Origin of the sequence: Pseudomonas sp. Marseille-Q5299 (genome assembly GCF_943737035.1) — a bacterium.
GTDB classification, from domain to species: Bacteria; Pseudomonadota; Gammaproteobacteria; order Pseudomonadales; family Pseudomonadaceae; genus Aquipseudomonas; species Aquipseudomonas putida_E.
The window spans coordinates 92,038-118,033 of the sequence record NZ_CALSFR010000005.1; the positions used below are offsets into that span (position 1 = coordinate 92,038).

Sequence of the window (25,996 nt, forward strand, 5' to 3'; positions counted from 1 at the left end):
TGTCGACAAGTAGTAAGGGATAAGCATGCGAGCGTTGGCTGATTTCATCATGCGCGGTCGTGTGCAGGCCACCTTGGTGGTGGTCGTGAGTGCGGTATTACCGCTGCTGTTCTGGTTGAGTGCCGCTGCCGGGAGCCTTGTGCTGCTGCGGCGCGGGTTCAAGGACGCTTCAACGGTCATCGCTTTCGGCCTTTTGCCGGCGGTGGCCATTTGGGCCTTCGGTGATCCAAGCACCTTGCTGGTGCTGTTGGGAACACTGGGGCTGGCCGCCTTGTTGCGTGCCGGGCATTCCTGGAGCCGGGTGTTGTTGTCCAGTGTTGTGTTGGGGTTGGTCTACAGCCTCATCCTGGACGCGGTACTGCGCGAAACCTTCGAAGTGTTGGCCAAGGCGCTTTCCGAAGCGTTGCCGCAAATCGAAGGCAAGCCAGTCATTCCCGGTGAGCTGATCGGCCCTGTGCTGGTCGCTTCCACAGCGGTGATGCTGCAGTTGTTCAGCGTGCTGGCTTTGATGCTGGCGCGTTATTGGCAAGCAGCGTTGTACAACCCTGGAGGCTTCGGTCGCGAGTTTCGCGCCCTGAAGTTGCCGCGGGCAGTCATGCTGGCTCTGGTTGCCGCGATGGTGTTGGGTCCGTTCATCGGCCCGCAGTTCATCGTCCTGGCTTCCGCGTCCAGCCTGGTGCTCGTCCTGGCCGGCATCGCCTTGATGCATGGGCTGGTGGCACAGGGTCGGCTGGCCGGTTTCTGGCTGGTCGGCATGTACGTGACACTGCCGCTGATACTGCAGCTGATTTATCCGTTGCTCGTGGTTCTGGCCATTGTCGACAGCCTGATTGATTTTCGCGGTCGCAAGTCCCCTGAGGGGAATGACTCCGCGAACGGTGAAGGTTAAAAGTTAAGAGGTTTTACCAAATGGAACTGATCCTGCTGGAAAAAGTCGCTAACCTGGGCAACCTGGGCGACAAAGTTAAGGTTAAGGCTGGTTACGGCCGTAACTTCCTGCTGCCATTCGGCAAGGCCACCGTTGCCAACGCCGCCAACCTGGCTGCGTTCGAAGAGCGTCGCGCCGAGCTGGAAAAAGCAGCTGCTGACCGTAAATCGTCGGCTGAAAGCCGCGCTGCCCAACTGGCCGAGCTGGAAGTGACCATCACTGCCACCGCTGGCGACGAAGGCAAGCTGTTCGGTTCGATCGGCACCCACGACATCGCTGACGCCCTGACCGCCTCCGGCGTTGAAGTGGCCAAGGCTGAAGTTCGTCTGCCGAACGGCACCATCCGTCAGGTTGGCGAATACGACGTAGCCGTGCACCTGCACAGCGACGTTGAAGCCACCGTACGTGTGGTCGTCGTAGCTGCCTAAGCTGCGCTGACTGGGTAGCTCCTCGCGGGCTGCCCGGTTAACATCGGGCACGTCCTGTCTCTGAACAGGCCGTGCCCTTTGTCTTTTTCATCCTCCAGAATTCTTTCGTGGCCATGAACGAGATCACCAATCCCGAACAGCTAGACCTGCAAACCGCTGCCCTCAAGGTGCCGCCGCATTCCATCGAGGCCGAACAGGCCGTTCTCGGTGGCCTGATGCTGGACAATAACGCCTGGGAGCGGGTGCTGGATCAGGTTTCGGATGGCGATTTCTATCGGCATGACCACCGCCTGATCTTCCGTGCCGTGCACAAGCTGGCCGACGCCAACCAGCCATTCGACGTCGTCACCCTGCACGAGCAGCTTGACAAGGAAGGCTTGTCGACCCAGGTTGGCGGCCTGGCGTACCTGGCAGAACTTGCCAAGAACACCCCGTCGGTTGCCAACATCAAGGCCTACGCCGCGATCATTCGCGAGCGGGCAACGTTGCGCCAGCTGATCAGCATCAGTACCGACATCGCCGACAACGCCTTCAACCCGCAAGGGCGCAATGCCGCCGAAATCCTCGATGATGCCGAAAGGCAGATCTTCCAGATCGCCGAGGCGCGGCCCAAGACCGGCGGCCCGGTGGGCGTCAACGAACTGTTGACCCTGGCTATCGACCGGATCGACACGCTGTTCAACTCCGACAGCGACATCACCGGCGTTTCCACCGGCTTCACCGACCTGGACGCGAAAACCAGCGGCCTGCAGGCTGCCGACCTGGTCATCGTGGCCGGCCGTCCGTCGATGGGTAAGACCACCTTCGCCATGAACCTTGTGGAAAATGCCGTGTTGCGTACCGACAAGGCGGTGTTGGTGTTCTCCCTCGAGATGCCAGGTGAATCGCTGATCATGCGTATGCTCTCGTCCCTTGGCCGCATCGACCAGACCAAGGTGCGTTCCGGTCAGTTGGACGATGACGACTGGCCGCGCCTGACGTCGGCGGTCAACCTGCTCAACGACCGCAAGCTGTTCATCGACGATACCGCCGGCATCAGCCCCTCGGAGATGCGGGCGCGTACCCGCCGCCTGGCGCGTGAGCACGGCGAGATCGCCATGATCATGGTCGACTACCTGCAGCTGATGCAGATCCCGGGCTCGGCCGGTGACAACCGGACCAACGAAATTTCCGAGATTTCCCGCTCGCTAAAGGCCTTGGCCAAGGAATTCAACTGCCCGGTCATCGCCCTTTCGCAGCTCAACCGCTCCCTGGAACAGCGCCCGAACAAACGCCCAGTGAACTCCGACTTGCGTGAATCGGGTGCAATCGAGCAGGACGCCGACGTGATCATGTTCGTGTACCGGGATGAGGTGTACCACCCGGAGACAGAGCACAAAGGCGTTGCCGAAATCATCATCGGCAAACAGCGTAACGGCCCCATCGGCTTCGTCCGCCTGGCGTTCATCGGTAAGTACACCCGCTTCGAGAACCTCGCACCGGGCATGTACAACTTCGACGACGACGAATAAATCTGCTTTCATGCAGTTGCGCATAACTCACTGAGTTTGCAAGGCCCGTTCGAAGCGGCTTCAGCCGTGAAGAATTCAGTGCGGCGGGTCGCACCGGCTGCGCCGTTGTTCGGGGCTAAAGCCGGTCCCGCAAGGTGTGCGACGCGCCGGCTAGCTCAGGGTTCTGAGCAATTTTCGCTTGCACCTGGCTAACTATCCGCCCCTCGCTCAGTGTGATCACTCGGTCAAATCGTGACAGCGCGCTTTGATCATGCGTCACGCAAATCAGCCCTCTCCCTTGGAACGCTTCGAACAACAGATCCCAGGTACGCTCGGCCGATCCGGCATCGAGCCCAGCTGTGGGTTCGTCAAAGAAATTGAATTCGCCTGGCTGATTGAGAACGCGTAGCAGCGTCAGCCTTCGTGCTTCGCCGCCCGAAATGGATTCTGCGCGTGCATCCAGGTCAAGTTCGTACCAGTCTTTATCCAAGCCCAGCCGCTCAAGCCATCGTTCGATTTGAGCGCGATCATGATCATGCTCGAACAGTACTGCACGGGGCAGTGGGCCGGGTAGAAAGTGCGCATCCTGAGGGCAGAGTCTTAAGCGACTGAACTGCGCGCAAGCATCGAGCTCAGCCAGGCACCTGCCGTACAATTGAACATGCTCGCGCAACTGGAATACCGTTCCAGCCAGCGCATGCAGAAGCGTCGATTTGCCACACCCGCTGGACCCTATCAGCGCGACCCGTTCTCCTTTGTGCAGCACCAAGGGTTCTTCGATTTCCAGTTGCACACTGTTCCGAGCGCTTAGCAGGCACGGGGCGATGCGCAGCCCTGCGTTATTATCATGTGATTTCGACTCAGCAGAGCATGTCGGACCGAACGGCGGGAGTCGGAGCCAGTGTTCAAGTTTTTGTTTGTCGAGCCTGAACTGGTCTAGTAGTCGCCAGGCCTCAGCCAGTTGCGCAACCCCTGCCAGCAATCCGCTCACCAAGGTGAAAAGAGCAACGAGTTCGCCCAAGCTCAATTGCGGTGTTGTCAGAGCCTGATCCTGGATGCCCCACATGAGCAGACCGCCACTGCCCAGGCCAATGAACAAAGTGCGCAAGCCCTGAACCCAGCCCCCGCTGTGGGCTACCCTCACCGCTGAGTCGGCATAGGCCGAGAGTGTATGGTTGACCGGGAGCATCGCCGCATGCTCCGCCTTTTCCAGTTTGACCGTCGCCGCGCTCGCGAAGGTATCCACCCATTGTTCCGCCAGTTCATCCTCTCGCGAGTTCACTGCCTCTATATGTGGTCGGCGCCAGCGCACCAGTCGATCATTTGCCCATAGATACGCCAGACTCAAGGGGATGAGACCGATCAATACCGAGGTAGCCCCCAGATATGCGAAGAGCGTTATCAGCACTGTAGCTTCAGCTAGTACCGGCCAAGCTGAACCAATCAGAAAGCCTAGCCAGCGCTCCTGTGCCGTAATTCCCCTATCCAGCACCTTTACCAGTATTCCGCCATGGAGTTGTCCATAGGCCTCGAAGCGTTTGTCCAACAACGCTCGGCACCAGCGGATGGAGAGCTGTTTCACGCGATCCTGGCAGAGCCGTGCAAGACACCAGGCTTGCAAAGGGGTCATTGAGGCTTGTAATGCGATAAGGCATATGAAGGCTCCGAGTAGAAGCTGGGTAGGCGCGGCTGAGCTGGATATGTTGTCAATGATGTCGGCCAGTATCAGGGCGGGTACGACGGTCGCGACTTTCAGGACCAATGTCGCGCTCAAGGCGGCGATGATTCCTCGATAGATATGCATGTCATTCCCTAATGCCTTTGAATGCGCTCTGCGGCGCGACTGGAATACCTGATCTGATCAGGTGGAATCGCTCCAGTCCGGGTATGAAAACCTGCAGAACCGTGGCGAGATTCGGGTGTTCATAAAGTGTGCGATAAAATACGGCCTTATTTTGTTTTTTCAGATTGATGTGTATGCGCTTGATTTGCCCGCGCACGCTGAGCTCGGTGTGCGGAGGGTGAAGCGTGGGCACGGCGTACGTGGGGCAGGGATTTATAAGTGAAGCCAGCCGGGCTGAGTGGGCAAGCATTTTTTCAGCAGAGAGGTCTTCTTGTTTTTCTCTTGGGCCATAAAGTTGTTTGCACTGAAGGTGCTCGGTTACGGCACGATACATTGCAGTGTATGGGTCGAGTGAACTACCGGAGCCTACGCTACTGAGTGAGCCTTCTGTTTTATCGGGAGAAACAGCGATGCAAAATGGCACCTCATAGAAATCGTGGGTCAAGAATATTTTCAGTTTCTTTGCGTGACGAAGAAGCTCGGCATCATGAGCGAAGGTCTCTTCCAAGAATGAAGTAGAGGGGCGGTAGAGTTCTGGCGGTGAGGCCAGTCCGCAGAGTGACAGGTAGTAAACCGAGAGGGCGTGGCGTTCGATCGCTTCATTAATGGCGTGTAGCAGAGCCTCGTTCTCTGTGCAACCAAGAGCTGTGCCAGAGTTGGTGGCATATTTGGAAAGAAAGCCCGCTGCCGTTTTTTCTATGTCATCAATGTTTCTGGTTGATGGTGCTATTATTATTGCAGGTATTTTTATTTCGTAGTAGCTGTCCAGGCCTTGAAGTCTGAGATAAGGTACCTGGCAACCAGGCGGTAGTGAGTTGAGCAACCAGTCGTCAAATGGTTCTATCGACTTCAATATTTGGTCGCTGTCGATGATGGTAGAAGTTATATCGTCGACGAAGTAATGCTCCAGGCTTTCGGCAAGCGCTCCAAGTTCGCAGTACTCGCCCTTTCCTGCTCCGCAAGAGACCTCTTTGTAGGCGCTGTCGTACAAGTGGCAGGTGGCGACCAGTTTGTTGGTTCTTGCTAATGTTGTTCTTGAATTAAGTCCCAAGTGCTGATGCAGCCTGGTCAGGCGATCGTAGGCTTCGTCTATGTTCAGCTCGCGCTCGGTAATCATCTATGACTCCTTGGTAGTGCCAGAAGGGGTAGCCCCTTCTGGCTTATCGCTTACAGGAGGTTGAGGAAGTCAATCTCGGATTCGATGAATGTGTAGTTCATCACGCGAGGGATCTGCAGCGTGTTGATTTCAGAACGACGACGTCCCATGGTTAGTACTCCTTCAGAGTTGGTTTGAGTGCGCTTTCCGCGCATGAGTGTTGTATCACTTATTTTTTTGCGGGTTCAAGAACTGGTCGGGATTCGTGGCGGAAAGTTATCGTAGGATTTCTTCCCGGTGTTTGAAGTTCGATTCCTGCAATTTTTTAAGAGGCAAAGAAAACGTTCTAACAATTAACAAGTTAGCGTTTGCTGAGGGTTAGAGGGGCTAAATATTCTGTAAAAAATCTGGAAGGATTACGGTCGCTCCTCAAAGAGGAGGTGCGATCATCATAGAGCTGAGCGGGTACGGGTTTCCTGCGGGCAGTCGCTCTGATCCTTGGGCCCGTCCCGATCTCATCGGCGCCGAAACTGTTTTGGTAAATACTGGCGACCCAACCACAAACCCCAAGCCAGCCACGTGGCGCTTCCCGCCCCAACCGTCGCCCCCCCCGCCAATCCCCACGAAGGCAGTCGGATTTGGTCAAATTTTGTGCTATATTCCGCGCCCGCGATTTCCCTGCACAACAGAACCGGTCACTGACATGCAAGCAGCCAAACCACTCTACGACTATCCCAAGTACTGGGCCGAATGCTTCGGGCCAGCACCTTTCCTGCCGATGAGCAGGGAGGAGATGGATCTGCTCGGCTGGGATTCCTGCGACATCATCATCGTGACCGGTGATGCCTACGTCGATCATCCGTCATTCGGCATGGCCATCATCGGCCGCCTGCTGGAAGCCCAGGGCTTTCGCGTGGGCATCATTGCCCAGCCGAACTGGCAGTCCAAAGACGACTTCATGAAGCTTGGTGAGCCGAACCTGTTCTTCGGCGTCGCGGCGGGCAACATGGACTCGATGATCAACCGCTACACCGCAGACAAGAAAATCCGCTCTGACGATGCCTACACCCCGGGCGGCATGGCCGGCAAGCGCCCTGACCGTGCCAGCCTGGTGTACAGCCAGCGCTGCAAGGAAGCCTACAAGCACGTGCCGATCGTGCTCGGTGGCATCGAGGCATCGCTGCGCCGCATCGCCCACTATGACTACTGGCAGGACAAGGTTCGCCATTCGATCCTGATCGACGCCAGCGCCGACATCCTGCTGTACGGCAACGCCGAGCGGGCGATCGTCGAGGTCGCCCAGCGCCTGTCCAGTGGCCAAAGCATCGAAAGCATCACCGATGTGCGCGGTACCGCATTCGTGCGTCGTGACACGCCCGAGGGCTGGTACGAGATCGACTCGACCCGCATCGACCGCCCTGGCCGCGTCGACAAGATCATCAACCCGTACGTCAATACCCAGGACACCCAGGCCTGCGCCATCGAGCAGGCCAAGGGCGACCAGGAAGATCCGAACGAAGCCAAGGTCGTGCAGATCCTCGACAGCCCGCGCATGACCCGCGACAAGTCGGTGATCCGCCTGCCATCGTTCGAGAAGGTGCGTAACGACCCGGTGCTCTACGCTCACGCCAACCGTGTGTTGCACCTGGAGACCAACCCGGGCAACGCTCGTGCGCTGGTGCAGAAGCACGGCGAAGTGGATGTGTGGTTCAACCCGCCACCCATTCCAATGACCACCGAGGAAATGGACTACGTGTTCGGCATGCCCTATGCCCGTATTCCGCACCCGGCCTACGGTAAGGAGCGCATCCCGGCCTACGAGATGATCCGCTTCTCGGTGAACATCATGCGTGGCTGCTTCGGCGGCTGTACCTTCTGCTCGATCACCGAGCACGAAGGTCGGATCATCCAGAACCGCTCCCATGAGTCGATCCTGCACGAAATCGAGGAGATGCGTGACAAGGTGCCTGGCTTCACCGGCGTGGTCTCCGACCTTGGCGGGCCGACGGCCAACATGTACCGCATCGCCTGCAAGAGCCCGGAGATCGAGAAGCACTGCCGCAAGCCGTCGTGCGTGTTCCCGGGCATCTGCGAAAACCTCAACACCGACCACAGCTCGCTGATCGAGCTGTATCGCAAGGCACGCGCCCTGCCGGGTGTGAAGAAGATCCTGATTGCGTCGGGCCTGCGCTATGACCTGGCAGTGGAATCGCCGGAGTACGTCAAGGAGCTGGTCACCCACCACGTGGGCGGTTACCTGAAGATTGCCCCGGAGCACACCGAGCGTGGCCCGCTGGACAAGATGATGAAGCCCGGCATCGGCTCCTACGACCGCTTCAAGCGCATGTTCGAGAAGTACTCGAAAGAGGCGGGCAAAGAGCAGTACCTGATCCCGTACTTCATCGCTGCGCACCCAGGCACCACCGACGAAGACATGATGAACCTCGCCCTGTGGCTCAAGGGCAACGGCTTCCGCGCCGACCAGGTGCAGGCGTTCTACCCGTCGCCCATGGCCTCGGCCACAGCCATGTACCACTCGGGCAAGAACCCGCTGCGCAAGGTCACTTACAAGAGTGAAGGCGTGGAGATCGTCAAGAGCGACGAGCAGCGCCGCTTGCACAAGGCGTTCCTGCGTTATCACGACCCGAAGGGCTGGCCGATGCTGCGCGAGGCACTAGAGCGTATGGGCCGTGCCGACCTCATTGGCCCGGGCAAGCATCAGTTGATCCCGCTGCACCAGCCGCAGACCGACACCTACCAGAGTGCACGGCGCAAGAACTCGACGCCGGCCGGCAGCCACAAGGTGGGCAAGGATCAGAAGATCCTCACCCAGCACACCGGTTTGCCGCCGCGTGGCAGTGACGGCAGCAAGCCGTGGGACAAGCGTGAGAAGGCCAAGGCTGAAGCGTTCGCCCGCAACCAGCAGGCGGCCAAGGAACGCAAGGAAGCGGCAAAAGGTGGTGGCAAAGGCAGCAAGAAGCCGCGCCAGCCTGTCATTCCGCGCTGATTGATTCTTGGGGCTGCTTTGCAGCCCATCGCGACACAAGGCCGCTCCTGCAATGTCCGCGCAAGCACAATTCATTTGGCAGCGCGGTCGATGTTGGAGCGGCCTTGTGTCGCGAAAGGACCGCAAAGCGGTCCCAAAAGCCTCTGGGTCAATCAGGCTTCTTGTCGACCCACTTCGCCGCCAAGGCCGAGAAAACCACGCGACTTCTCGTTGAGTCCATCCGCATCAAACAAGCCTGGCCTTAATGTTCGAAGGCAGTTGTCACTCCGGGCGGGAGAATTCACAGATCGCACCGCTGGCCCCGTGGGCGTAGGCGGCGAGCAGGCTGTTCATGAAACTTGAGAGGGCCATTGCAGTTGCTCCTGAATGAGAGGTTGTCCCATCGTCCATTAAAAGGGCATGATGTGCCCTTAGATTGGTTGTATACAATCCATTGAACAATTCAACTGGCTGGCCACTTGACACCCTTTGATGCATGTCAGCAAGGGGCTGAACGGTTTCAGGCAGTCTCGCAATTGATAAAACCCTGCCAAGGAGATTCATGATGTTTGCGAAAGCTGTAGCGGTATCCCTGCTGACCCTCGCCAGCGCCTCCGTCTTCGCCGCCGAGTGCTCGGTAACTGTCGACTCGACTGACCAGATGTCCTTCAATACCAAGGAAATCGTCATCGACAAGAGCTGCAAGCAATTCACCGTGAACCTGGAACATTCGGGCAAATTGCCAAAGAATGTCATGGGTCACAACATTGTCATCAGTAAGGCAGCTGACATGCAGCCGATCGCGACCGATGGTCTGAGCGCCGGTATCGAGAAGTCCTATCTGAAAGAAGGTGATGAGCGTGTCATCGCTCACACCAAGATCATTGGGGCGGGCGAAAAAGACGCGGTGACCTTTGATGTGTCCAAGCTGGTTGCTGGTACAGACTACGGCTTCTTCTGCTCATTCCCAGGCCATATCTCGATGATGAAAGGCACGGTAGTCGTCAAGTAATGACACTTTGAAGCAGGGGAGGGCTTTGCCCTCCTTCGCGACACAAGGCCGCTCCTACAGTCCTGTAGGAGCGGCCTTGTGTCGCGAAAGGGCCGCAAAGCGGCCCCAGAGGTCTCACGGTGCGAACGGCAGTTCGCGCTTGTGCTGGGTCTTGCGGTAGGTGGCGACGATGATGTCGAACGCTTCCTGCTCAACCGGCAGCCCATGCAGGAAGGCATCGATCTGTTGGTAGGTCACGCCATGCGACGCCTCGTCAGGCTTGCCTGGTTCCAGGTCTTCCAGGTCCGCAGTAGGCACCTTCTCCACCAGCGATTCCGGCGCCCCAAAGCTGCGCGCAATGGCCCGCACCTGGTTCTTAACCAGGCCGCTCAACGGGGCCAGGTCGCAGGCACCGTCACCAAACTTGGTAAAGAAGCCCATCACTGCCTCGGCGGCGTGGTCGGTGCCGATCACCAGGCCAGCGCGGGCGCCAGCGATGGTGTACTGCGCGACCATGCGCGTACGCGCCTTGACGTTGCCCACGACGAAGTCCACCAGTGACGGCGAGCCGTCTTTCAATGCTTGCACCTCTGCGGCCAGTGCACGCACGGCAGGTGCAATATCAACGGTGTGCACTTCATCGGCGTTGATCACTTCCAGGCACGCCTGGGCGTCGTGCTCGTCATGCTGTACCTGGTACGGCAGGCGCACGGCAATGAAGCGGTAGGCCGGGTCGCTGGTTTCGGCGCGCAACTCGTTGATGGCGCGTTGGGCGAGCAGGGCGGCAGTCAGCGAATCGACGCCCCCGCTGATGCCCAGTACCAGGGTCTTGAGGCGGGCGTTGGCCAGGCAATCCTTGATGAACGCCACGCGCCGGGCGACTTCGGCCTCGAGCGCAGCGGCGTCTGCGAACGGCGGCTGCACGTTGAGCGCCTGGGCAATCTCTTGCTGAACGGCTTGCATGGGTTACTCCTTGCTGGGGATTTTGAACACGTGACGCATGTAGGCGACGAAATTCTCGTCGCGGCACTGGGTCTTGGCGGCCTCGTCAGAGATCTTCGCCACCGGCGAGCCGTTGCAGTCGGTCATTTTAAGCACGATATTCATCGGCGCCACGCCGGGGATGTCGCAGGTCAGGTTGGTGCCGATGCCGAAACTGACGTTGATGCGCCCGCGCAGGGCACGGAAGATCTGCAGCGCGCGGGTCAGGTTGAGGCCGTCGGAGAACACCAGGGTCTTGGTCATCGGGTCGATCCCCAACCTCTGGTAATGGGCGATGGCCTTTTCCGCCCAGGCCACCGGCTCACCCGAGTCGTGGCGCAGGCCGTCGAACAGCTTGGCGAAGTACAGGTCGAAATCGCTGAGGAAGGCATCCATGGTGATGCAGTCGGTCAGGGCGATGCCGAGCAGGCCGCGGTACTCCCGGACCCAGCAGTCCAGGGCGGCGATCTGGCTGTCGATCAGCCGCGGGCCGAGCTGCTGGTGGGCCATGATCCATTCGTGGGCCATGGTGCCCAGCGGCTTGATATCCAGTTTCCATGCCAAATCGACGTTGCTGGTACCGACGAAGCGGGCCGGGAAGTCATCGCGCAGTACCCGCACCACCTCCTCCTGCACGCGGCTGGAAAAACGCCGGCGGGTGCCGAAGTCGGCCACTTGCAGTTCGGCCAGTTCGTCGGCGCTGGCATGCGCCTGTAGCCAGTCGAACTTGCGGTAAAGTTGGTCACGGGCCTCGGCCAGGCGCATGCGTGGGTGCAGGTGGCGGTTGCGCACTTCGCTGATGATGGCCAGCAGCGGGACTTCGAAGAGGATCACATGCAGCCAGGGCCCTTTGAGGCGCAGGTACAGCTGGTCGCCCTCGATACCAACCTGCACATAGCGCAGGTTGAAACGGAACAGGCGCAGAAAGCGCAGGAAATCGGGCTTGAGGAAGCTGATGCGTTCGAGGAAGGCCAGCTGGCCATCATCGAGGGTAAGTTCGCTCAGCCGTTCGAGCTGGTTGCGGATCTCGCCCAGATAGGGGCGCAAGTCTTCGCCATTGCGGCAGCGGAATTCCCACTCCACGTCGGCATCCGGGTAGTTGTGCAGCACGCCCTGCATCATGGTGAGCTTGTAGAAGTCGGTGTCGAGCAGGTTGTGCACGATGCGCTCAGCGAATGCGCTCTCGCTCATCAGGGTGGGCTCCAAAGCGGCGAATGGCGGTCATTGTGCCACAGGAAACGCGCCGAACTTGCCGGCAACGCGTTACCGGCGGGAGCGGGTGCGTGTGTGAAGAGGCCGAAACAGACAAATCAGGTGTTTTTCCGTGCACCAGCTAGCCTTGAAACGGTGCCGCCTGTAGCAGTTGCGCACCAGTGGTGTGCAGTTCGGTGACGTCTGCTGTTACAGGGTGGTTGCACGTAAACACTTGTCAGGGTTGCAATGATGGCACTCGGTGGTTGCTCCTTGTTTGCGCGCATGGTGGCGCTTGTCGCGTGGCAGACGGTTGCACACTCAGTAAAGAAAAGGCCGTCGGTCGCCTCGACGCGGCCCCAACAGTGTGATTTCCCGGAAGACAAAACCGATGGCACGGCCCTTGCTCTGAGCACAGGGCTGAGAAGTTGTAGTGCCAACCAAAAAAAACTCTAGGAGCACCACCTCATGTCGCAGACGTTTTACAAGAAAGGTTTCCTGGCACTGGCCGTGGCTACGGCACTGGGTGTTTCTTCGTATGTTCAGGCCGACGTCAAGATCGGTGTCGCGGGCCCGATGACCGGGGCTAACGCAGCGTTTGGCGAGCAATACATGAAAGGTGCCCAGGCGGCAGCTGACAAGATCAACGCTGCCGGTGGCGTCAACGGCGAAAAAATCATCCTGGTCAAAGGCGATGACGCCTGTGAGCCGAAACAGGCTGTATCGGTTGCCAACCGTCTGGTCGATCAGGACAAGGTAATCGGAGTGGTGGGCCACTTCTGCTCCTCCAACACCATTCCAGCTTCCGAGGTGTATGACGAAGCAGGCGTGATCGCCATCACCCCTGGCTCCACCAACCCACAAGTCACCGAGCGCGGGCTGAGCGCCATGTTCCGCATGTGCGGCCGTGACGACCAGCAGGGCATCGTTGCCGGTGACTACATCGTCGATGTGCTCAAGGGCAAGAAGGTGGCGGTGCTGCACGACAAGGACACCTACGGCCAGGGCCTGGCCGATGCAACCAAGGCGCAGCTGGAGAAGCGTGGCGTCAAGCCGGTGCTGTATGAAGGCCTGACCCGTGGCGAGAAAGACTTCAGCGCCGTGGTGACCAAGATCCGTTCCACCGGTGCCGATGTGGTCTACTTTGGCGGCCTTCACCCCGAAGCCGGTCCGCTGGTGCGTCAGCTGCGCGAGCAAGGCCTGAAGGACGTCAAGTTCATGTCCGATGACGGTATCGTCACCGACGAACTGGTCGCAACCGCGGGCGGCGCCCAGTACGTGGACGGCGTGTACATGACCTTCGGTGCCGACCCGCGCATGCTGCCAGACAGCAAGGCGGTGGTGGAAGAATTCCGCAAAGCCGGCACCGAGCCTGAAGGCTACACCCTCTACGCCTACGCTTCGCTGCAAGCCCTGGCCGCTGCCTTCAACGGCGCCAAGTCGAACAAGGGCGAAGACGCTGCCAAGTGGCTCAAGGCCAACCCGGTGCAGACCGTCATGGGCGAGAAGAAGTGGGACAGCAAAGGCGACCTGACTGTCTCTGACTACGTGGTCTACCAGTGGGACAAGGACGGCAAGTACCACCAGCTGGAAAAACAAAAATAACAACGGCAGCCAGCCCGGGCCTGCGTCCGGGCCGATGCCCCTGCGGTACCTGTCTTTATTCGGAGATCTGCACGGTTCTGCGCTGCGAGGGCCGCTTTATCCGTGGCCTGGCGTGCTCGGCGCTTGTGCAGTCTCGCTCAGGTGAGATTGCGTTATGGATGGTATTTTCCTGCAGCAACTGGTCAACGGCCTGACCCTCGGGTCGGTCTATGGCCTGATCGCCATCGGCTACACAATGGTCTATGGCATCATCGGCATGATCAACTTCGCGCACGGCGAGGTGTATATGATTTCCGCGTACCTCGCGGCAATCAGCCTGGCATTGCTGGCTTATTTCGGCATCGAGTCGTTCCCCCTGCTGATGTTGGGCACCTTGTTGTTCACCATCGTCGTCACGGGTGTGTATGGCTTCACCATTGAACGCATCGCCTACAAACCCCTGCGCAACTCCACCCGCCTGGCACCGCTGATCAGTGCCATCGGCATCTCGCTGATCCTGCAAAACTATGCGCAGATCAGCCAGGGCGCCCGCCAGCAAGGCGTGCCGACCCTGCTCGAAGGCGCCTGGCGCGTCGAAGTGGGCACTGGCTTCGTGCAACTGACCTACACCAAGATCTTCATCCTGATTGCCGCATTCGTCGGCATGGGGCTGCTCACCTATGTGATCAAGTACACCAAGCTCGGCCGCATGTGCCGCGCTACCCAGCAAGACCGCAAGATGGCCTCGATCCTTGGCATCAACACCGACCGGGTGATCTCCTACGTGTTCGTCATCGGCGCGGTGATGGCTGCGCTTGCCGGTGTGCTGATCACCATGAACTACGGCACCTTCGACTTCTACGCCGGCTTCATCATCGGCATCAAGGCATTCACCGCTGCGGTGCTCGGCGGCATCGGCTCGCTGCCCGGCGCCATGTTGGGCGGGATTATCCTGGGTATTTCCGAGTCGTTGTTCTCTGGCCTGATCAACTCCGACTACAAGGACGTGTTCAGCTTCTCGCTGCTGGTGCTGATCCTTATCTTCCGCCCACAAGGCCTGTTGGGTCGCCCGCTCGTGGCTAAGGTGTGAACATGTCCACTGCCAAAACTGCCTCCGTTGCCGAAACCCAAGGTTTCGATCTCAAACGCAGCTTGCTCGAGACCATCGTCGCCGGCCTGCTCGCGCTCATTGTCTTTGGTCCGGTCGTCGGCGTGGTGCTCGACGGCTATAGCTTCAATGCCGAACCCCGCCGCGTGGCCTGGCTGGTCGGTGGCGTGATGGTCGGGCGCTTCCTGCTCAGCCTGTACCTGCAGACCGCCGCAGGCAAACGCATGTTGCAAGGCTTCGACAGCGGCGGCTCGGGGGTGCACGTCAATGCACCGAACTACAAGTCGCGTCTGCGTTACATCATTCCGGCGCTGATCGTGATCGCCATCGTCTTCCCCATCTTCGCCAACAAGTACCTGCTGACCGTGGTCATCCTGGGCCTGATCTACGTGCTGCTGGGCCTTGGCCTGAACATCGTGGTAGGCCTGGCGGGCCTGCTCGACCTGGGCTACGTGGCGTTCTACGCCATTGGCGCCTATGGCCTGGCGCTGGGCTATCAGTACCTGGGGCTGGGGTTCTGGAGTGTGCTGCCACTGGCGGCCATCGCCGCGGCGTTGGCAGGGTGCATACTGGGCTTTCCGGTGTTGCGCATGCACGGTGACTACCTGGCGATCGTGACCCTGGGCTTTGGCGAGATCATCCGCCTGGTGCTGAACAACTGGCTGTCGTTCACCGGTGGCCCGAACGGCATGCCGGCCCCGGCGCCGACTTTCTTTGGCCTGGAGTTCGGCCGTCGAGCCAAGGATGGCGGGGTGCCGATCCACGAGTACTTCGGCTTCGATTACAACGCCAATCTGAAGTTCGTGTTCATCTATGCCGTGCTGTTCCTGGTCGTGCTGGCGGTGCTGTACATCAAGCATCGGCTGACCCGCATGCCGGTTGGCCGCGCTTGGGAAGCGCTGCGTGAGGACGAAATCGCCTGCCGCTCGATGGGCCTGAACCATGTGCTGGTCAAGCTTTCGGCCTTCACCCTGGGGGCCTCCACTGCGGGCCTCGCCGGGGTGTTCTTCGCCACCTACCAAGGCTTCGTCAACCCGTCCTCGTTCACCTTCTTCGAGTCGGCGCTGATTCTGGCCATTGTCGTACTGGGCGGCATGGGCTCGACCGTGGGCGTGGTGATCGCTGCGTTCGTACTGACCGTAGCGCCGGAGCTGCTGCGCAGCTTCTCCGAATACCGGGTGCTGCTGTTCGGTGTGCTGATGGTGCTGATGATGATCTGGCGACCGCGTGGGCTGATCCGCATCAGCCGCGCCGGTGTGGTCCCGCGTAAAGGAGTGGCGCCATGAGCGACGAAATCATTCTCTCGGTCGACAACCTGATGATGCAGTTCGGTGGCATCAAGGCGCTCAGCGACGTCAGCCTCAAGGTCAAGCGTAACCAGATCTTCGCCCTGATCGGCCCCAACGGCGCCGGCAAGACCACGGTGTTCAACTGCCTGACCGGTTTTTACAAGGCCAGCGGCGGGCGCATCGAGCTGAACGTGCGCGGCAGCCATACCAACGTCATCCAGTTGCTTGGTGAGCGCTTCCAGGCGGCGGACTTCGTTTCGCCGGCACGTTTTGGTTCGCGCCTGTACTACAAGATGTTCGGTGGCACCCACCTGGTCAACCGCGCGGGGCTGGCGCGCACCTTCCAGAACATTCGCCTGTTCAAGGAAATGTCGGTGGTGGAAAACCTGCTGGTCGCCCAGCACATGTGGGTCAACCGCAACCTGCTGGCCGGCGTGCTCAACACCAAGGCCTACCGCAAGGCCGAGAGTGATGCCCTGGACCACGCATTCTACTGGCTGGAGGTAGTCGATCTGGTCGACTGTGCCAACCGCCTGGCCGGGGAGCTGTCGTATGGCCAGCAACGCCGCCTGGAAATCGCCCGGGCCATGTGCACGCGGCCGAAGATCATCTGCCTGGACGAACCGGCGGCCGGCCTCAACCCGCAGGAGACCGAAGCACTTAGCCGTATGATCCGCGTGCTGCGTGACGAGCACGACATCACCGTGGTGCTGATCGAACACGACATGGGCATGGTCATGAGCATTTCCGACCATATCGTCGTGCTCGACCACGGCAACGTGATCGCCGAAGGCGCGCCGCAGGATATCCGCCACAACCCGACGGTGATCGCCGCCTACCTGGGTGCCGACGAAGAGGAGCTGGTATGAGTGCACCCATTCTGGAACTGAAGGACCTGGACGTGTTCTACGGGCCGATTCAGGCGTTGAAAAAGGTCTCGATGCACATCGATGAAGGTGAGACCGTGAGCCTGATCGGCGCCAACGGTGCCGGCAAGTCGACCCTGCTGATGTCCATCTTCGGCCAGCCGCGCGCAGCCTCGGGGCAGATTGTCTACCGTGGCACCGACATTACCCGCAAGTCGTCGCACTACATCGCATCCAATGGCATCGCCCAGTCGCCGGAAGGGCGCCGGGTGTTCCCCGACATGAGCGTCGAGGAAAACCTGATGATGGGTACCATCCCTATCGGTGACAAATATGCCAGTGAGGACATGCAACGCATGTTCGAGCTGTTCCCTCGGTTGAAGGAGCGGCGCAACCAGCGTGCGATGACCATGTCCGGTGGCGAGCAGCAGATGCTGGCCATTGCCCGTGCGCTGATGAGTCGGCCCAAATTGCTGTTGCTCGACGAGCCGTCGCTGGGGCTGGCGCCGATCGTGGTCAAGCAGATCTTTTCGACCCTGCGCGAACTGGCCAAGACCGGGATGACCATCTTTCTGGTGGAGCAAAACGCCAACCATGCCTTGAAGTTGTCCGACCGGGCCTATGTCATGGTGAACGGCGAGATTCGCATGACCGGCACCGGGCAGGAGTTGTTGGTCAACGAAGAGGTTCGCAGCGCCTATCTTGGCGGGCACTAAGCTGAATCCGGGGCTGCTGTGCGGCCCCGATCGGCATCACCTGGCGAATGTGGACAACTTGTCGCATATCTTTCTTGAGCTTTGCCACAACCCCTACGCAAGCCATTGTTTCCACAGGCTCATTGTTGTCCACGGATAATGTGGAGCCGCCTGTGGAAAACATGGTGGCATCTAGCTGCAACCCAATGAGATCAAGGCCTTCAAGGTTCTGTTCATATTTTGATCAGTTGCTGTTATGAGTCATTCAGCGCGGGTTTTCGCAGACGCCTTAGAGCGCTAACGATAGGCTACCAGCCTGTGGATAACTCTGTGCGAAACCCTTGGACAGACTGCTGTAAGCGGCATGTTTGAAAGGGTGCGCCATTTCCGCAACGCGTGATCCTGACCGTAGGTGGCTGAAAGGGTTCCGCCTGATGGTCAAGTTGCCCCCAATCCGTGGGGAAAGCCTTGTGGATAACATGCGCATAGCTCGCGCTGGACCCTCTGCCATGCGGCTTTGCGGGTAATGTACAAAAAATGACCAAGTGCCGCGATGGCTTGCTGACTACGCCCGTCGCGGGCATGCTGCAAAGCTTGCCGAAAATAATCCACAGCGAGGAACAGAGCATGACGTCCACCGTATTCATCACTGGCGCGACTTCCGGTTTTGGCGAGGCCACGGCTCGCCGCTTCGCCGACGCCGGCTGGAAGCTGATCCTCACCGGCCGGCGCAAGGATCGCCTGGATGCCCTGTGCGCCGAACTGTCGGCCAAGACCGAAGTGCACGGCCTGGTGCTCGATGTACGTGACCGCAAGGCCATGGAACACGCCATAGCCAACCTGCCAGCGGGCTTTGACAAGCTGCGCGGGCTGGTCAATAACGCAGGCCTTGCGCTGGGCGTCGATGCGGCGCAGAACTGCAGCCTGGACGACTGGGAAACCATGGTCGATACCAACATCAAGGGCCTGATGTACACCACCCGCTTGCTGCTGCCACGCCTGATCGCCCACGGCCGGGGGGCGTCGATCCTCAACGTGGGGTCGGTGGCGGGCAACTATCCGTACCCTGGCAGCAACGTCTATGGCGGTACCAAGGCGTTCGTCGGCCAGTTCTCGCTCAGCCTGCGTTGTGACCTGCGTGGCACGGGCGTGCGTGTCAGCAACCTTGAGCCAGGGCTGTGCGAAAGCGAGTTTTCGCTGGTGCGGTTCGGTGGGGACCAGGCCAAGTATGATGCCACCTACGCCGGTGCCGAGCCTATTCAGCCGCAGGATATCGCCGAGACTATCTTCTGGATCCTCAATCAGCCGGCTCACATCAACATCAACAGCCTGGAGGTGATGCCGGTGAGCCAGGACTGGGCTGGGTTATCGATCGACCGTTCGGTGAAAGGCTGATGCAGTAAGGGCGCTTCGCCGCCCAATCGGCGGCAAGCCGGCTGCCACAGGTGTTGCGGCTCTGCTTGCTCTGTGGAAGCCAGTTTGCCGGCAATTGCGTCAGTTCAGCCGGTGCAAGCCTTCCAGGCAAGTCGCCAGGTGATAGGGCGTAGTCGAAGGCATGTCATGGCGGCTGACCGCACCTTCACCATCGCGGCACTCATACCAGCCACCATCGTGCAGGAAGCGCTGTTCCATTGCCTGCAACTGTTCAGCCACCTTCACTTCACTCCCTGACCGCAAGGCCAGCGCCCGCAGGTACTCCGCCTGTGCCCAGATGCGCTGGGTCGCATCGATCACCTGGCCATCCACAGCCAGCATCGCCAGCACGGCAGCATCCTTCACTCCGCACTGCTCGGCGTAAGCGAATGCGCGGTCGATGGACGCATGCAGCGGCGTACCGCGCAGCAGTGCCGAGGTATGCAGCAGGTAGAACCACTCGAACTGGTGCCCCGGCTCGAACCAGTTATCCACAGCACCGCGGGGTTTTTCCAGCATCAGGCCATGTTGCGGTTCGATGAAGTGCGTCTGCAGGGCTTGGCACAGTTGCAGCAGTGCCTGTTGCACACCTTGATCTGCACGCACGGCGAGAACCTGCAGGAAGGCTTCGGCCAGGTGCATCTGTGGGTTTTGCAGCGGGCCGCTGCCGAGGTCGGACCAGTCTTCACCGAGGCTCGCTTCGTAAAGGCCGTCATCGCGGGCAAACTGCTCGCTGACGATCTCGAGGGCAGCATTGAGCGCCGATTCCACCAGGCTTTCGCGGACTTTTCCCCAGTAATGAGCGCAGGCAAACACGATGAATGCGTGGGTGTAGAGGTCTTTGCGCCGGTCCAGCGGTTTGCCTTGGGCATCGATGCTGTAGAACCAGCCACCATGTTCGGCGTCGTGGAAATGCCGCTGCAGCGAGCGAAACAGGGCTGCGGCCCGCTCTGCCGCTCCCGGTTGCTCGATACGGCTGCTGAACAGGTACAACTGACGCGCGCAGGCCATCGCCCGGTAGCGCTGCACTGGCAGCGGGCGGTGCGTAGCATCCAGGGCCTCGTAGGGCAGGGCCATTTCGGGATTCCAGCCGGGGCCCAGCCACACTGGCACGATGCGTTCGGCGAAGTGCTGGTTGAAGCGGGCCAGTTCGGCTGGAGTGGGGCGGGGGTCGGACATGAATGCGCTCGTCACAATCGGCAGTGCGCCATGGTAGCAGAAGTGCGCTTCAGCCCGGATTACCCAAACCCTGCCAATGCCGCGCACCGACGAAGATGAAGCGCAACTGCTGGGTGATCTTGTCCCGTGCACTCAGCGCCTGTGGATAACCTTGTTCAGGGTTGTCGATCAGTTCCGGCAGGGTGGCGAACACGGTCTTCACCACCAGGTCGGCAATCACCGCCAGCGCTGCTCCGTTCAGGTGCTGCCAGCGTTTCATTCGCGCAAGGTCGGTAGCCAGGTCGTTGCTGATACCTTGGCGCAGGCGGCCGATAGCCTGGCGCACCGCCTGCGAGCCGCCGTACTGCTCGCGGGCCAGGAACAGGAACTGGGCCCGGTGGGCGGCTACCACGTCGAGGAAGATGCGTACCGAGGCGTCGGTGATACCGCCCAGTTCGAACTCGTTCTGCCGCACCAGGCGGATGGTCTGGCGGAAGGTGTCATCGACCTCGGCCACCAGGGCCAGGCCCAGGGCGTCCATGTCGGTGAAGTGCCGATAGAACCCGGTGGGCACGATGCCGGCGGCCTTGGCCACTTCGCGCAGGCTGATGCTGCCGAAACCACGGCCACTTTCCATGAGCTGGCAGGCCGCGTCGAGCAGGGCCTGGCGAGTCTGTAGCTTCTGTTCGGCGCGCGGCAGCATGTCAGGCCATTGATCGCGAAGGAAACCTGCACTTTATTGGCTCATGGACAAAAGTCAAAAAAAGGTTTCACGCGGCCTGCCCGTCGTGGTGGCGGGACGCGTAATGCTCGATGTAGCTGTCGCTGCTGATCGGCACCTCCAACATTCTCATGTCCATGCGTTTCAACCGCTCCAGAATCAAGGGTGCATGCTGCACCAGCAGTGCCTGTTTGCGGTTTGCCCAGCTCCTGATCTGCCTGGAGGATGCTGCCTGGGTCCGTACCAGCGCCACAGCGTGTTGCTCTAACTGGCTGAGCAGAAACACATCGAGGATAACGCCATCCAGTGGGCTTTCATCGATATGGGCCAGGTAGCGCACACTGGCCATGCGTACCCCCAGCAGCTTGGCCAGCAGCAGCATGTCCTCGCTTTGCAAGAACCGGTCACGCTTGTCGGCAATGCCTGAGCGGATGAGGTCGATACAGGTGTCGAGGTGTTCGAGCAGACGCTGGCGCTTTTTGCCCTTCACTGCGTGCGCGCTGGCTGGGGCCGCGTGTTTCATGAAGTAGGCAGCGGCCTTGAGCATGATCACCAGGTTTTCGCCTTCGGCAGTGATCGCGCCGTTATTGTTCAACAGGTAACCGATGATCTTGTTCGCCGCGAACATGCCTTGTGCGCCACAACGTTCACGGCAGCGCACCAGAATGTCCTGGCTGGCCCAGGTTGAAACTGCCTTGAGAATTGCCACTTCGTTGAGTACGTCAGGCGCTAAAGGCTTGAGCGCATCCTTGCCGTGCCTGGCGACGATCTGTTCAAGCCACGCGGCATGAACTAGGTTGGTCACGACATCAATGGCCAGTGGGTGGCGATAGGTGGGATGGGCAAGCAAGTTGACCGGACCGGCCGGGCTGAAGGTCTGGCGTTTCTGTGCGTAGATGTAATTGATATGCAAGCCGGCCATCGCCACCGCCAGGGCGCAACTGGCCATGCACAGCTTGCCGGACTGGACACGTTCGATGGAGCGCATGAAGCGTTGGCTGCGTGTAGTGGCCAGCGTGCGCAGTTGCCCATCGCGGTCCAGTTCGATGGTGCCTCGTTGCAAGAGCGCCTCGTAAGGGAGTTCAACGTTTTCGAACGAGGTCATGGCATTGTCCAGGTGCATCCCTGGTTTGTGGCCCAGTGCAGTAATACGAACACCGGGGAAGGCCGTGTCGCCCGCATGCAGTGGCACAAGAAACGGCAAGATACCGATGAACTTGTCGTTGACCATCAGGCGCGCCATCACCACTGCAATCTTGGGCAAGGGGCTATGCGTGCTGTTTGGCATGAACTTGTAGGATTGGCGGCTGGGCGAATCAAGCACGAATATCTGTCGCTCGGGGCAATAGCGTGCTTCTGTTTCCAGTGAGAAAAGATTGCTGCCATACCCCAGTTCCGTGGCGAGGTATACACCGATTGCCGTGCCTTCGTTCAACTGTTTGTACAGGCTGCGCACATAGTCACTGTCATTGCCCATCGATTTGATCGAGCCCATGCACAAGTTGTAGTGAATCGAGATCATCGATGCCAGAGCACCGTCATGCATGGCACAGGTTGTATGAAACCGAAGCAACTTAGGCAGATCGGCAAGCAATGCATCGCCCTGCAGGCTTGGCTGCGCCAACAGTTCAATGAAGGTTCGTTTGGCCTCTTCGCTGTTCTCGATCGGCCGGGCGATGAGCGCCAGCAGTCTTTCGTCCAGCCAGTCAGGCCTGAGTGCTATCAGATCGGTTGCCGGGTTTCTCATTTGAACGCTCCGTAGCCATACCTTCAGTAACCTAGCAATGGCGATGGGCGATGTGGAACTAGCAGAATTACCAGTTGCGCGGGGCGGTGTTACCTGAAAACAAAGCCCGGTCAATTGACCGGGCTGGGAGGTGGGTAGGCACTTTGATGCAGGTTGTTGTTTTCGGCCATGGAGATCAGCTCACACGGCTGATTTCGATCAGGCGATCCGAACCGCCTTCGGCAACGCGGCCGGTGCGCTCGATCAGGCGATCCGAACCACCCTCGGCAACGCGGCCGGTGCGCTCGATCAGACGATCCGAACCACCCTCGGCAACGCGGCCGGTGCGCTCGATCAGGCGATCCGAACCGCCTTCGGCAACACGGCCACTGCGTTCGATCAGACGCTCGGCACCACCTTCGGCAACGGTTTTCAGCGTTTGGGCCATTTCAACAGCGCTGGAGCGCGATTCGGCGGTCAGGTGCTGATCGGCAGCTGGAACGGCGAAGGCGTTGGCAGCAAGAATGGACAGCGTCAGGGTCAGCAATTGGCGTTTCATGATTTCGGTGCTCCTCTCGGGGGCTGGAAAGTGGGTACGAAGCCAATGCTACGCTCGGCAACGCCAGAGAGAAGTTCATACGGGTAATGGTAACAATCGATGGTATTGATAGCGCGGTGTCAATGCTCTAACGCAGGTGTTTCAAGGCATCCTGTGATAAAAAGCTGAGCAGGTAGGCAAGAAAACTTCACCGTCATGGGCTTCATGGATAAAACCCTGGGGGCTTTCATCAGTCGGAGATATTGAGTGCGATCGTTGCGCCCGTTTTGCCCCAAGCCGTCAGGAGAATAACGCAATGACGCGTCCCGCCAGAATCCTCGTCTGGACCCTTACCAGCCTGCTGACCTTGCTGGCGATACTAGTGGTTGTGATCGCCACCTTCGACTGGAACCGGGTCAAGCCATTGCTTAACGAGAAAGTCTCCGAAGCGTTGCACCGGCCGTTCGCGATCAACGGTAACCTGTCGGTGCACTGGCGCACTGAGCCGGAAGAAGGCGGGTGGCGCGCCTGGGTACCGTGGCCGCACTTCATTGCCGAGGACCTGACCCTAGGCAATCCCGAGTGGCTGAAGGAGCCGAAGATGGTCGGCCTGGAGCGTGTGGAATTTCGACTGGCGCCGCTGCCGCTGGTATTCCAGCAGATCGTCATCCCGCGCATCGACCTGGTCAAACCCACCGCCAGCCTTACTCGCCTGGCCGATGGCCGCGCCAACTGGACCTTCGATTTCGGCCCCAAGGATGAGAATGCACAGCCCTCCAAGTGGCAGCTGGATATCGGTGCCATCGGTTTTGACCAAGGTAATGTCAGCTTCGACGACCAGACCCTGAAAACCAGCATGAAGGTACAGATAGATCCGCTGGGCAAACCCATACCGTTCAGCGAGATCGTGGGTAAGGCAAGTGCCGACAAGGCCGGCGGCGCTCAGGACTATGCCTTCGGGCTCAAGGCCCAGGGCCGTTACAAGGGGCAGCCAGTCTCCGGTACTGGCAAGATTGGTGGCCTGCTGGCGCTGCAGGACGCCAGCCAGCCATTTCCGTTGCAGGCCGACGTGCGCGTTGCCGATACCCACGTAGTGCTCGCAGGCACCCTGACCGACCCTCGCAACCTGGGGGCGCTGGATCTTCGCCTGCGCTTGTCAGGCGCCAGTTTGGGTAACCTTTATCCGCTGACGGGGGTGACCCTGCCAGACACACCAGCCTACGAAACCGATGGTCACCTGAAGGCCAACCTGCAGGCGGCCGAAGGTGCGACGTTCAACTACGAAGGATTCAACGGCAAGATCGGCAACAGTGACATCCACGGCGACCTGGCGTTCGTCGCCAGCCAGCCGCGGCCTAAGCTATCTGGCAAGCTGGTCTCCAACCAGTTGTTGTTCAAAGACTTGGCACCGCTGATCGGTGCCGACTCCAACGCCGAGCAGAAAGCCCGCGGGGGCGCCAGCAAGCAGCCTGCCGGCAAGGTGCTGCCGGTGGAGGAGTTCCGCACTGATCGCTGGCGCACCATGGACGCCGACGTCGAGTTTGCCGGCAAACGAATCGTCCACAGTGAGCAATTGCCGTTCAAAGACCTCTCTGCCCATGTAATCCTCGAGGACGGCCTGCTGCGCCTGGAGCCGCTGCGCTTTGGGGTGGCCGGTGGCAACCTGGCCTCCAGGATACGCCTGGATGGCCGCAGCGTACCGCTGCAGGGGCGCGCTCGGCTGACCGCACGTGGCTTCAAGCTCAAGCAGCTGTTCCCCACCTTTGCGCCGATGCAGACCAGCTTCGGTGAGCTCAACGGCGATGCCGATATCAGCGGCCGCGGCAACTCGGTGGCAGCCCTGCTGGGCACGGCCAATGGTGACCTGCGCATGCTGATCAACGATGGTGCGATCAGCCGCAGCCTGATGGAGATTGCAGGGTTGAACGTGGGCAACTACGTGATCGGCAAGCTGTTTGGCGATGAGGATGTGCAGATCAACTGCGCAGCAGCTGATGTTGGTATCAAGGACGGGCTGGCGAGCACGCGCCTGTTCATATTCGATACCGAGAACGCGATCATCTACGTCAACGGCACGGCCAACTTCGCCAGCGAGCAGCTGGACCTTGAGATCACTCCTGAATCGAAAGGCTTGCGGCTGTTCTCGCTGCGTTCGCCGCTGTATGTCCGCGGGCCGTTCGCCAAGCCCGGTGCGGGCGTGCAGGCGGTGCCGCTGGCATTGCGCGGCGTGGGCATGGTGGCACTGGGGGTAGTTGCAGGGCCTGCGGCGGGGCTGCTGGCGCTGGTGGCGCCAAGCAGTGGCGATGAGCCCAACCAGTGCACGCCGTTGCTGCAGCAGATGAAAGCCGGCAAGGCGCCGGCTGAGGTGAAGGGCAAGCAATAAGTGAACCGGGGCCGCAAAGCGGCCCCTGGCGATTACAAGCCTTGCAGCAGATCGGACATGTCGTCTGCGTGTTCTTCTTCCTGAGCCAGGATGTCCTCGAAGATGCGACGCGTAGTCGGGTCTTTGTCGCCAATGTACTGAATGATCTCGCGGTAGCTGTCGATCGCGATGCGTTCGGCCACCAAGTCCTCCAGCACCATCTCCTTCAACGAATTGCCTGCTACGTATTGGGCATGGGAATTCTTGGTCAGGTTGTCCGGATTGAAGTCCGGCTCGCCGCCCAGCTGCACGATGCGCTCGGCCAGTTTGTCGGCGTGCTCGGCTTCCTGGTTGGCATGCTCGAGAAACTCCTCGGCAGCCACGCTCGCCTTGATCCCGCTGGCCATGAAGTAATGACGCTTGTAGCGCAGTACGCAGACAAGCTCGGTGGCCAGCGACTCATTGAGCAGGCGCAGGATTTCCTGGCGGTCGGCGTGGTAACCCTCGGTCACCGCACCTTGCTCGACGTGCTCACGGGCACGCTTGCGCAGGGTTTGCACATCGGTCAGTTCAACGTTGCTCATGGTTATCTCCAGACAAAT

Annotated in this window: 22 protein-coding genes; 12 read left to right on the forward strand and 10 right to left on the reverse strand. The window is 59.8% G+C overall.

Annotation, left to right across the window (positions count from 1 at the left end; genetic code table 11):
- The first annotated feature begins 25 nt into the window (after positions 1-25).
- The 3 genes from NGJ21_RS16740 to dnaB all read left to right on the forward strand — a co-directional run bounded on the left by NGJ21_RS16740 (position 26) and on the right by dnaB (position 2,867).
- Positions 26-889, forward strand: coding sequence for a YybS family protein (locus tag NGJ21_RS16740; RefSeq protein ID WP_046787807.1), 864 nt, complete (start codon positions 26-28; stop codon positions 887-889).
- Between the two features lie 20 nt (positions 890-909).
- Positions 910-1,356: a 50S ribosomal protein L9 gene (rplI, locus tag NGJ21_RS16745; protein ID WP_012316464.1), complete on the forward strand. Its 447-nt coding sequence runs from the start codon at positions 910-912 to the stop codon at positions 1,354-1,356.
- Between the two features lie 113 nt (positions 1,357-1,469).
- Positions 1,470-2,867 (forward strand): replicative DNA helicase, encoded by a 1,398-nt coding sequence (dnaB, locus tag NGJ21_RS16750; RefSeq protein ID WP_046787808.1) that lies wholly within the window; start codon positions 1,470-1,472, stop codon positions 2,865-2,867.
- A gap of 115 nt (positions 2,868-2,982) precedes the next feature.
- On the opposite strand, the gene NGJ21_RS16755 is transcribed toward dnaB, so the two are convergent.
- From NGJ21_RS16755 to NGJ21_RS16765, 3 genes are read right to left on the reverse strand one after another with little or no spacing between them, the layout of a single operon-like run.
- A complete protein-coding gene (locus NGJ21_RS16755) occupies positions 2,983-4,650 on the reverse strand; it encodes an ATP-binding cassette domain-containing protein (RefSeq protein ID WP_251962414.1) in 1,668 nt (555 codons plus the stop codon).
- Position 4,651: 1 nt separating this feature from the next.
- Entirely contained in the window at positions 4,652-5,806 is a 1,155-nt protein-coding gene (locus tag NGJ21_RS16760) for a YcaO-like family protein (RefSeq protein ID WP_251962415.1), read from the reverse strand.
- Between the two features lie 50 nt (positions 5,807-5,856).
- Positions 5,857-5,955: an alginate O-acetyltransferase gene (locus NGJ21_RS16765; protein ID WP_115273771.1), complete on the reverse strand. Its 99-nt coding sequence runs from the start codon at positions 5,953-5,955 to the stop codon at positions 5,857-5,859.
- Between the two features lie 533 nt (positions 5,956-6,488).
- On the opposite strand from NGJ21_RS16765, the gene NGJ21_RS16770 reads away from it, so the two are divergent.
- Both NGJ21_RS16770 and azu read left to right on the forward strand, forming a co-directional pair.
- Positions 6,489-8,792 (forward strand): YgiQ family radical SAM protein, encoded by a 2,304-nt coding sequence (locus NGJ21_RS16770; protein ID WP_046787809.1) that lies wholly within the window; start codon positions 6,489-6,491, stop codon positions 8,790-8,792.
- Between the two features lie 544 nt (positions 8,793-9,336).
- A complete protein-coding gene (gene azu / locus NGJ21_RS16775; protein ID WP_046787810.1) occupies positions 9,337-9,783 on the forward strand; it encodes an azurin in 447 nt (148 codons plus the stop codon).
- A 114-nt stretch (positions 9,784-9,897) separates the two neighbouring features.
- Here azu and nadE read toward each other — a convergent pair whose 3' ends face one another.
- Together nadE and pncB are read right to left on the reverse strand one after the other, a co-directional pair.
- Positions 9,898-10,725: an NAD(+) synthase gene (gene nadE, locus NGJ21_RS16780; RefSeq protein WP_115273772.1), complete on the reverse strand. Its 828-nt coding sequence runs from the start codon at positions 10,723-10,725 to the stop codon at positions 9,898-9,900.
- Between the two features lie 3 nt (positions 10,726-10,728).
- Entirely contained in the window at positions 10,729-11,934 is a 1,206-nt protein-coding gene (gene pncB / locus NGJ21_RS16785; protein ID WP_046787811.1) for a nicotinate phosphoribosyltransferase, read from the reverse strand.
- 468 nt (positions 11,935-12,402) lie between these two features.
- Between pncB and NGJ21_RS16790 the strand changes: the two genes are divergently transcribed.
- The 6 genes from NGJ21_RS16790 (at position 12,403) to NGJ21_RS16815 (ending at position 18,871) form a co-directional block, all read left to right on the forward strand.
- Complete coding sequence (locus tag NGJ21_RS16790) at positions 12,403-13,539, forward strand: branched-chain amino acid ABC transporter substrate-binding protein (protein WP_012316458.1); 1,137 nt, start codon at positions 12,403-12,405, stop codon at positions 13,537-13,539.
- A gap of 154 nt (positions 13,540-13,693) precedes the next feature.
- Positions 13,694-14,608: an ABC transporter permease subunit gene (locus NGJ21_RS16795; protein ID WP_012316457.1), complete on the forward strand. Its 915-nt coding sequence runs from the start codon at positions 13,694-13,696 to the stop codon at positions 14,606-14,608.
- A 2-nt stretch (positions 14,609-14,610) separates the two neighbouring features.
- Positions 14,611-15,912, forward strand: a complete 1,302-nt coding sequence (gene livM, locus NGJ21_RS16800; protein ID WP_115273775.1) for a high-affinity branched-chain amino acid ABC transporter permease LivM — start codon at positions 14,611-14,613, stop codon at positions 15,910-15,912.
- A complete protein-coding gene (locus tag NGJ21_RS16805; protein WP_012316455.1) occupies positions 15,909-16,784 on the forward strand; it encodes an ATP-binding cassette domain-containing protein in 876 nt (291 codons plus the stop codon). The genes livM and NGJ21_RS16805 overlap by 4 nt, the downstream gene beginning before the upstream one ends.
- On the forward strand, positions 16,781-17,497 hold the full coding sequence (locus tag NGJ21_RS16810) for an ABC transporter ATP-binding protein (protein ID WP_012316454.1): 717 nt from the start codon (positions 16,781-16,783) through the stop codon (positions 17,495-17,497). Before NGJ21_RS16805 ends, NGJ21_RS16810 begins: the two co-directional genes overlap by 4 nt.
- Before the next feature lie 606 nt (positions 17,498-18,103).
- Positions 18,104-18,871 (forward strand): SDR family oxidoreductase, encoded by a 768-nt coding sequence (locus tag NGJ21_RS16815; protein WP_046787874.1) that lies wholly within the window; start codon positions 18,104-18,106, stop codon positions 18,869-18,871.
- A 99-nt stretch (positions 18,872-18,970) separates the two neighbouring features.
- Here the strand turns inward: NGJ21_RS16815 and NGJ21_RS16820 are convergent, their stop codons facing one another.
- The 4 genes from NGJ21_RS16820 to NGJ21_RS16835 all read right to left on the reverse strand — a co-directional run bounded on the left by NGJ21_RS16820 (position 18,971) and on the right by NGJ21_RS16835 (position 23,053).
- Positions 18,971-20,068, reverse strand: a complete 1,098-nt coding sequence (locus NGJ21_RS16820) for an AGE family epimerase/isomerase (protein WP_046787814.1) — start codon at positions 20,066-20,068, stop codon at positions 18,971-18,973.
- 49 nt (positions 20,069-20,117) lie between these two features.
- Positions 20,118-20,750, reverse strand: a complete 633-nt coding sequence (locus NGJ21_RS16825) for a TetR family transcriptional regulator (protein WP_046787815.1) — start codon at positions 20,748-20,750, stop codon at positions 20,118-20,120.
- A 67-nt stretch (positions 20,751-20,817) separates the two neighbouring features.
- Positions 20,818-22,515 carry an acyl-CoA dehydrogenase family protein gene (locus NGJ21_RS16830; protein ID WP_251962416.1) on the reverse strand — a complete coding sequence of 566 codons (1,698 nt, stop codon included), beginning with the start codon at positions 22,513-22,515 and terminating at the stop codon, positions 20,818-20,820.
- Between the two features lie 175 nt (positions 22,516-22,690).
- Positions 22,691-23,053 carry a hypothetical protein gene (locus NGJ21_RS16835; protein WP_251962417.1) on the reverse strand — a complete coding sequence of 121 codons (363 nt, stop codon included), beginning with the start codon at positions 23,051-23,053 and terminating at the stop codon, positions 22,691-22,693.
- A gap of 295 nt (positions 23,054-23,348) precedes the next feature.
- Between NGJ21_RS16835 and NGJ21_RS16840 the strand changes: the two genes are divergently transcribed.
- On the forward strand, positions 23,349-25,415 hold the full coding sequence (locus tag NGJ21_RS16840; RefSeq protein WP_174142030.1) for an AsmA family protein: 2,067 nt from the start codon (positions 23,349-23,351) through the stop codon (positions 25,413-25,415).
- Between the two features lie 32 nt (positions 25,416-25,447).
- Here NGJ21_RS16840 and NGJ21_RS16845 read toward each other — a convergent pair whose 3' ends face one another.
- Positions 25,448-25,978, reverse strand: a complete 531-nt coding sequence (locus NGJ21_RS16845) for a ferritin-like domain-containing protein (protein WP_012316447.1) — start codon at positions 25,976-25,978, stop codon at positions 25,448-25,450.
- Positions 25,979-25,996 lie beyond the last annotated feature (18 nt).

Coding starts and splice junctions, on each gene's coding strand:
- NGJ21_RS16740 (WP_046787807.1), top strand. CDS start 26: ATGCGAGCGTTGGCTGATTTCATCATGCGCGGTCGTGTGCAGGCCACC.
- rplI (WP_012316464.1), top strand. CDS start 910: ATGGAACTGATCCTGCTGGAAAAAGTCGCTAACCTGGGCAACCTGGGC.
- dnaB (WP_046787808.1), top strand. CDS start 1,470: ATGAACGAGATCACCAATCCCGAACAGCTAGACCTGCAAACCGCTGCC.
- NGJ21_RS16755 (WP_251962414.1), bottom strand. CDS start 4,650: ATGCATATCTATCGAGGAATCATCGCCGCCTTGAGCGCGACATTGGTC.
- NGJ21_RS16760 (WP_251962415.1), bottom strand. CDS start 5,806: ATGATTACCGAGCGCGAGCTGAACATAGACGAAGCCTACGATCGCCTG.
- NGJ21_RS16765 (WP_115273771.1), bottom strand. CDS start 5,955: ATGGGACGTCGTCGTTCTGAAATCAACACGCTGCAGATCCCTCGCGTG.
- NGJ21_RS16770 (WP_046787809.1), top strand. CDS start 6,489: ATGCAAGCAGCCAAACCACTCTACGACTATCCCAAGTACTGGGCCGAA.
- azu (WP_046787810.1), top strand. CDS start 9,337: ATGTTTGCGAAAGCTGTAGCGGTATCCCTGCTGACCCTCGCCAGCGCC.
- nadE (WP_115273772.1), bottom strand. CDS start 10,725: ATGCAAGCCGTTCAGCAAGAGATTGCCCAGGCGCTCAACGTGCAGCCG.
- pncB (WP_046787811.1), bottom strand. CDS start 11,934: ATGAGCGAGAGCGCATTCGCTGAGCGCATCGTGCACAACCTGCTCGAC.
- NGJ21_RS16790 (WP_012316458.1), top strand. CDS start 12,403: ATGTCGCAGACGTTTTACAAGAAAGGTTTCCTGGCACTGGCCGTGGCT.
- NGJ21_RS16795 (WP_012316457.1), top strand. CDS start 13,694: ATGGATGGTATTTTCCTGCAGCAACTGGTCAACGGCCTGACCCTCGGG.
- livM (WP_115273775.1), top strand. CDS start 14,611: ATGTCCACTGCCAAAACTGCCTCCGTTGCCGAAACCCAAGGTTTCGAT.
- NGJ21_RS16805 (WP_012316455.1), top strand. CDS start 15,909: ATGAGCGACGAAATCATTCTCTCGGTCGACAACCTGATGATGCAGTTC.
- NGJ21_RS16810 (WP_012316454.1), top strand. CDS start 16,781: ATGAGTGCACCCATTCTGGAACTGAAGGACCTGGACGTGTTCTACGGG.
- NGJ21_RS16815 (WP_046787874.1), top strand. CDS start 18,104: ATGACGTCCACCGTATTCATCACTGGCGCGACTTCCGGTTTTGGCGAG.
- NGJ21_RS16820 (WP_046787814.1), bottom strand. CDS start 20,068: ATGTCCGACCCCCGCCCCACTCCAGCCGAACTGGCCCGCTTCAACCAG.
- NGJ21_RS16825 (WP_046787815.1), bottom strand. CDS start 20,750: ATGCTGCCGCGCGCCGAACAGAAGCTACAGACTCGCCAGGCCCTGCTC.
- NGJ21_RS16830 (WP_251962416.1), bottom strand. CDS start 22,515: ATGAGAAACCCGGCAACCGATCTGATAGCACTCAGGCCTGACTGGCTG.
- NGJ21_RS16835 (WP_251962417.1), bottom strand. CDS start 23,053: ATGAAACGCCAATTGCTGACCCTGACGCTGTCCATTCTTGCTGCCAAC.
- NGJ21_RS16840 (WP_174142030.1), top strand. CDS start 23,349: ATGACGCGTCCCGCCAGAATCCTCGTCTGGACCCTTACCAGCCTGCTG.
- NGJ21_RS16845 (WP_012316447.1), bottom strand. CDS start 25,978: ATGAGCAACGTTGAACTGACCGATGTGCAAACCCTGCGCAAGCGTGCC.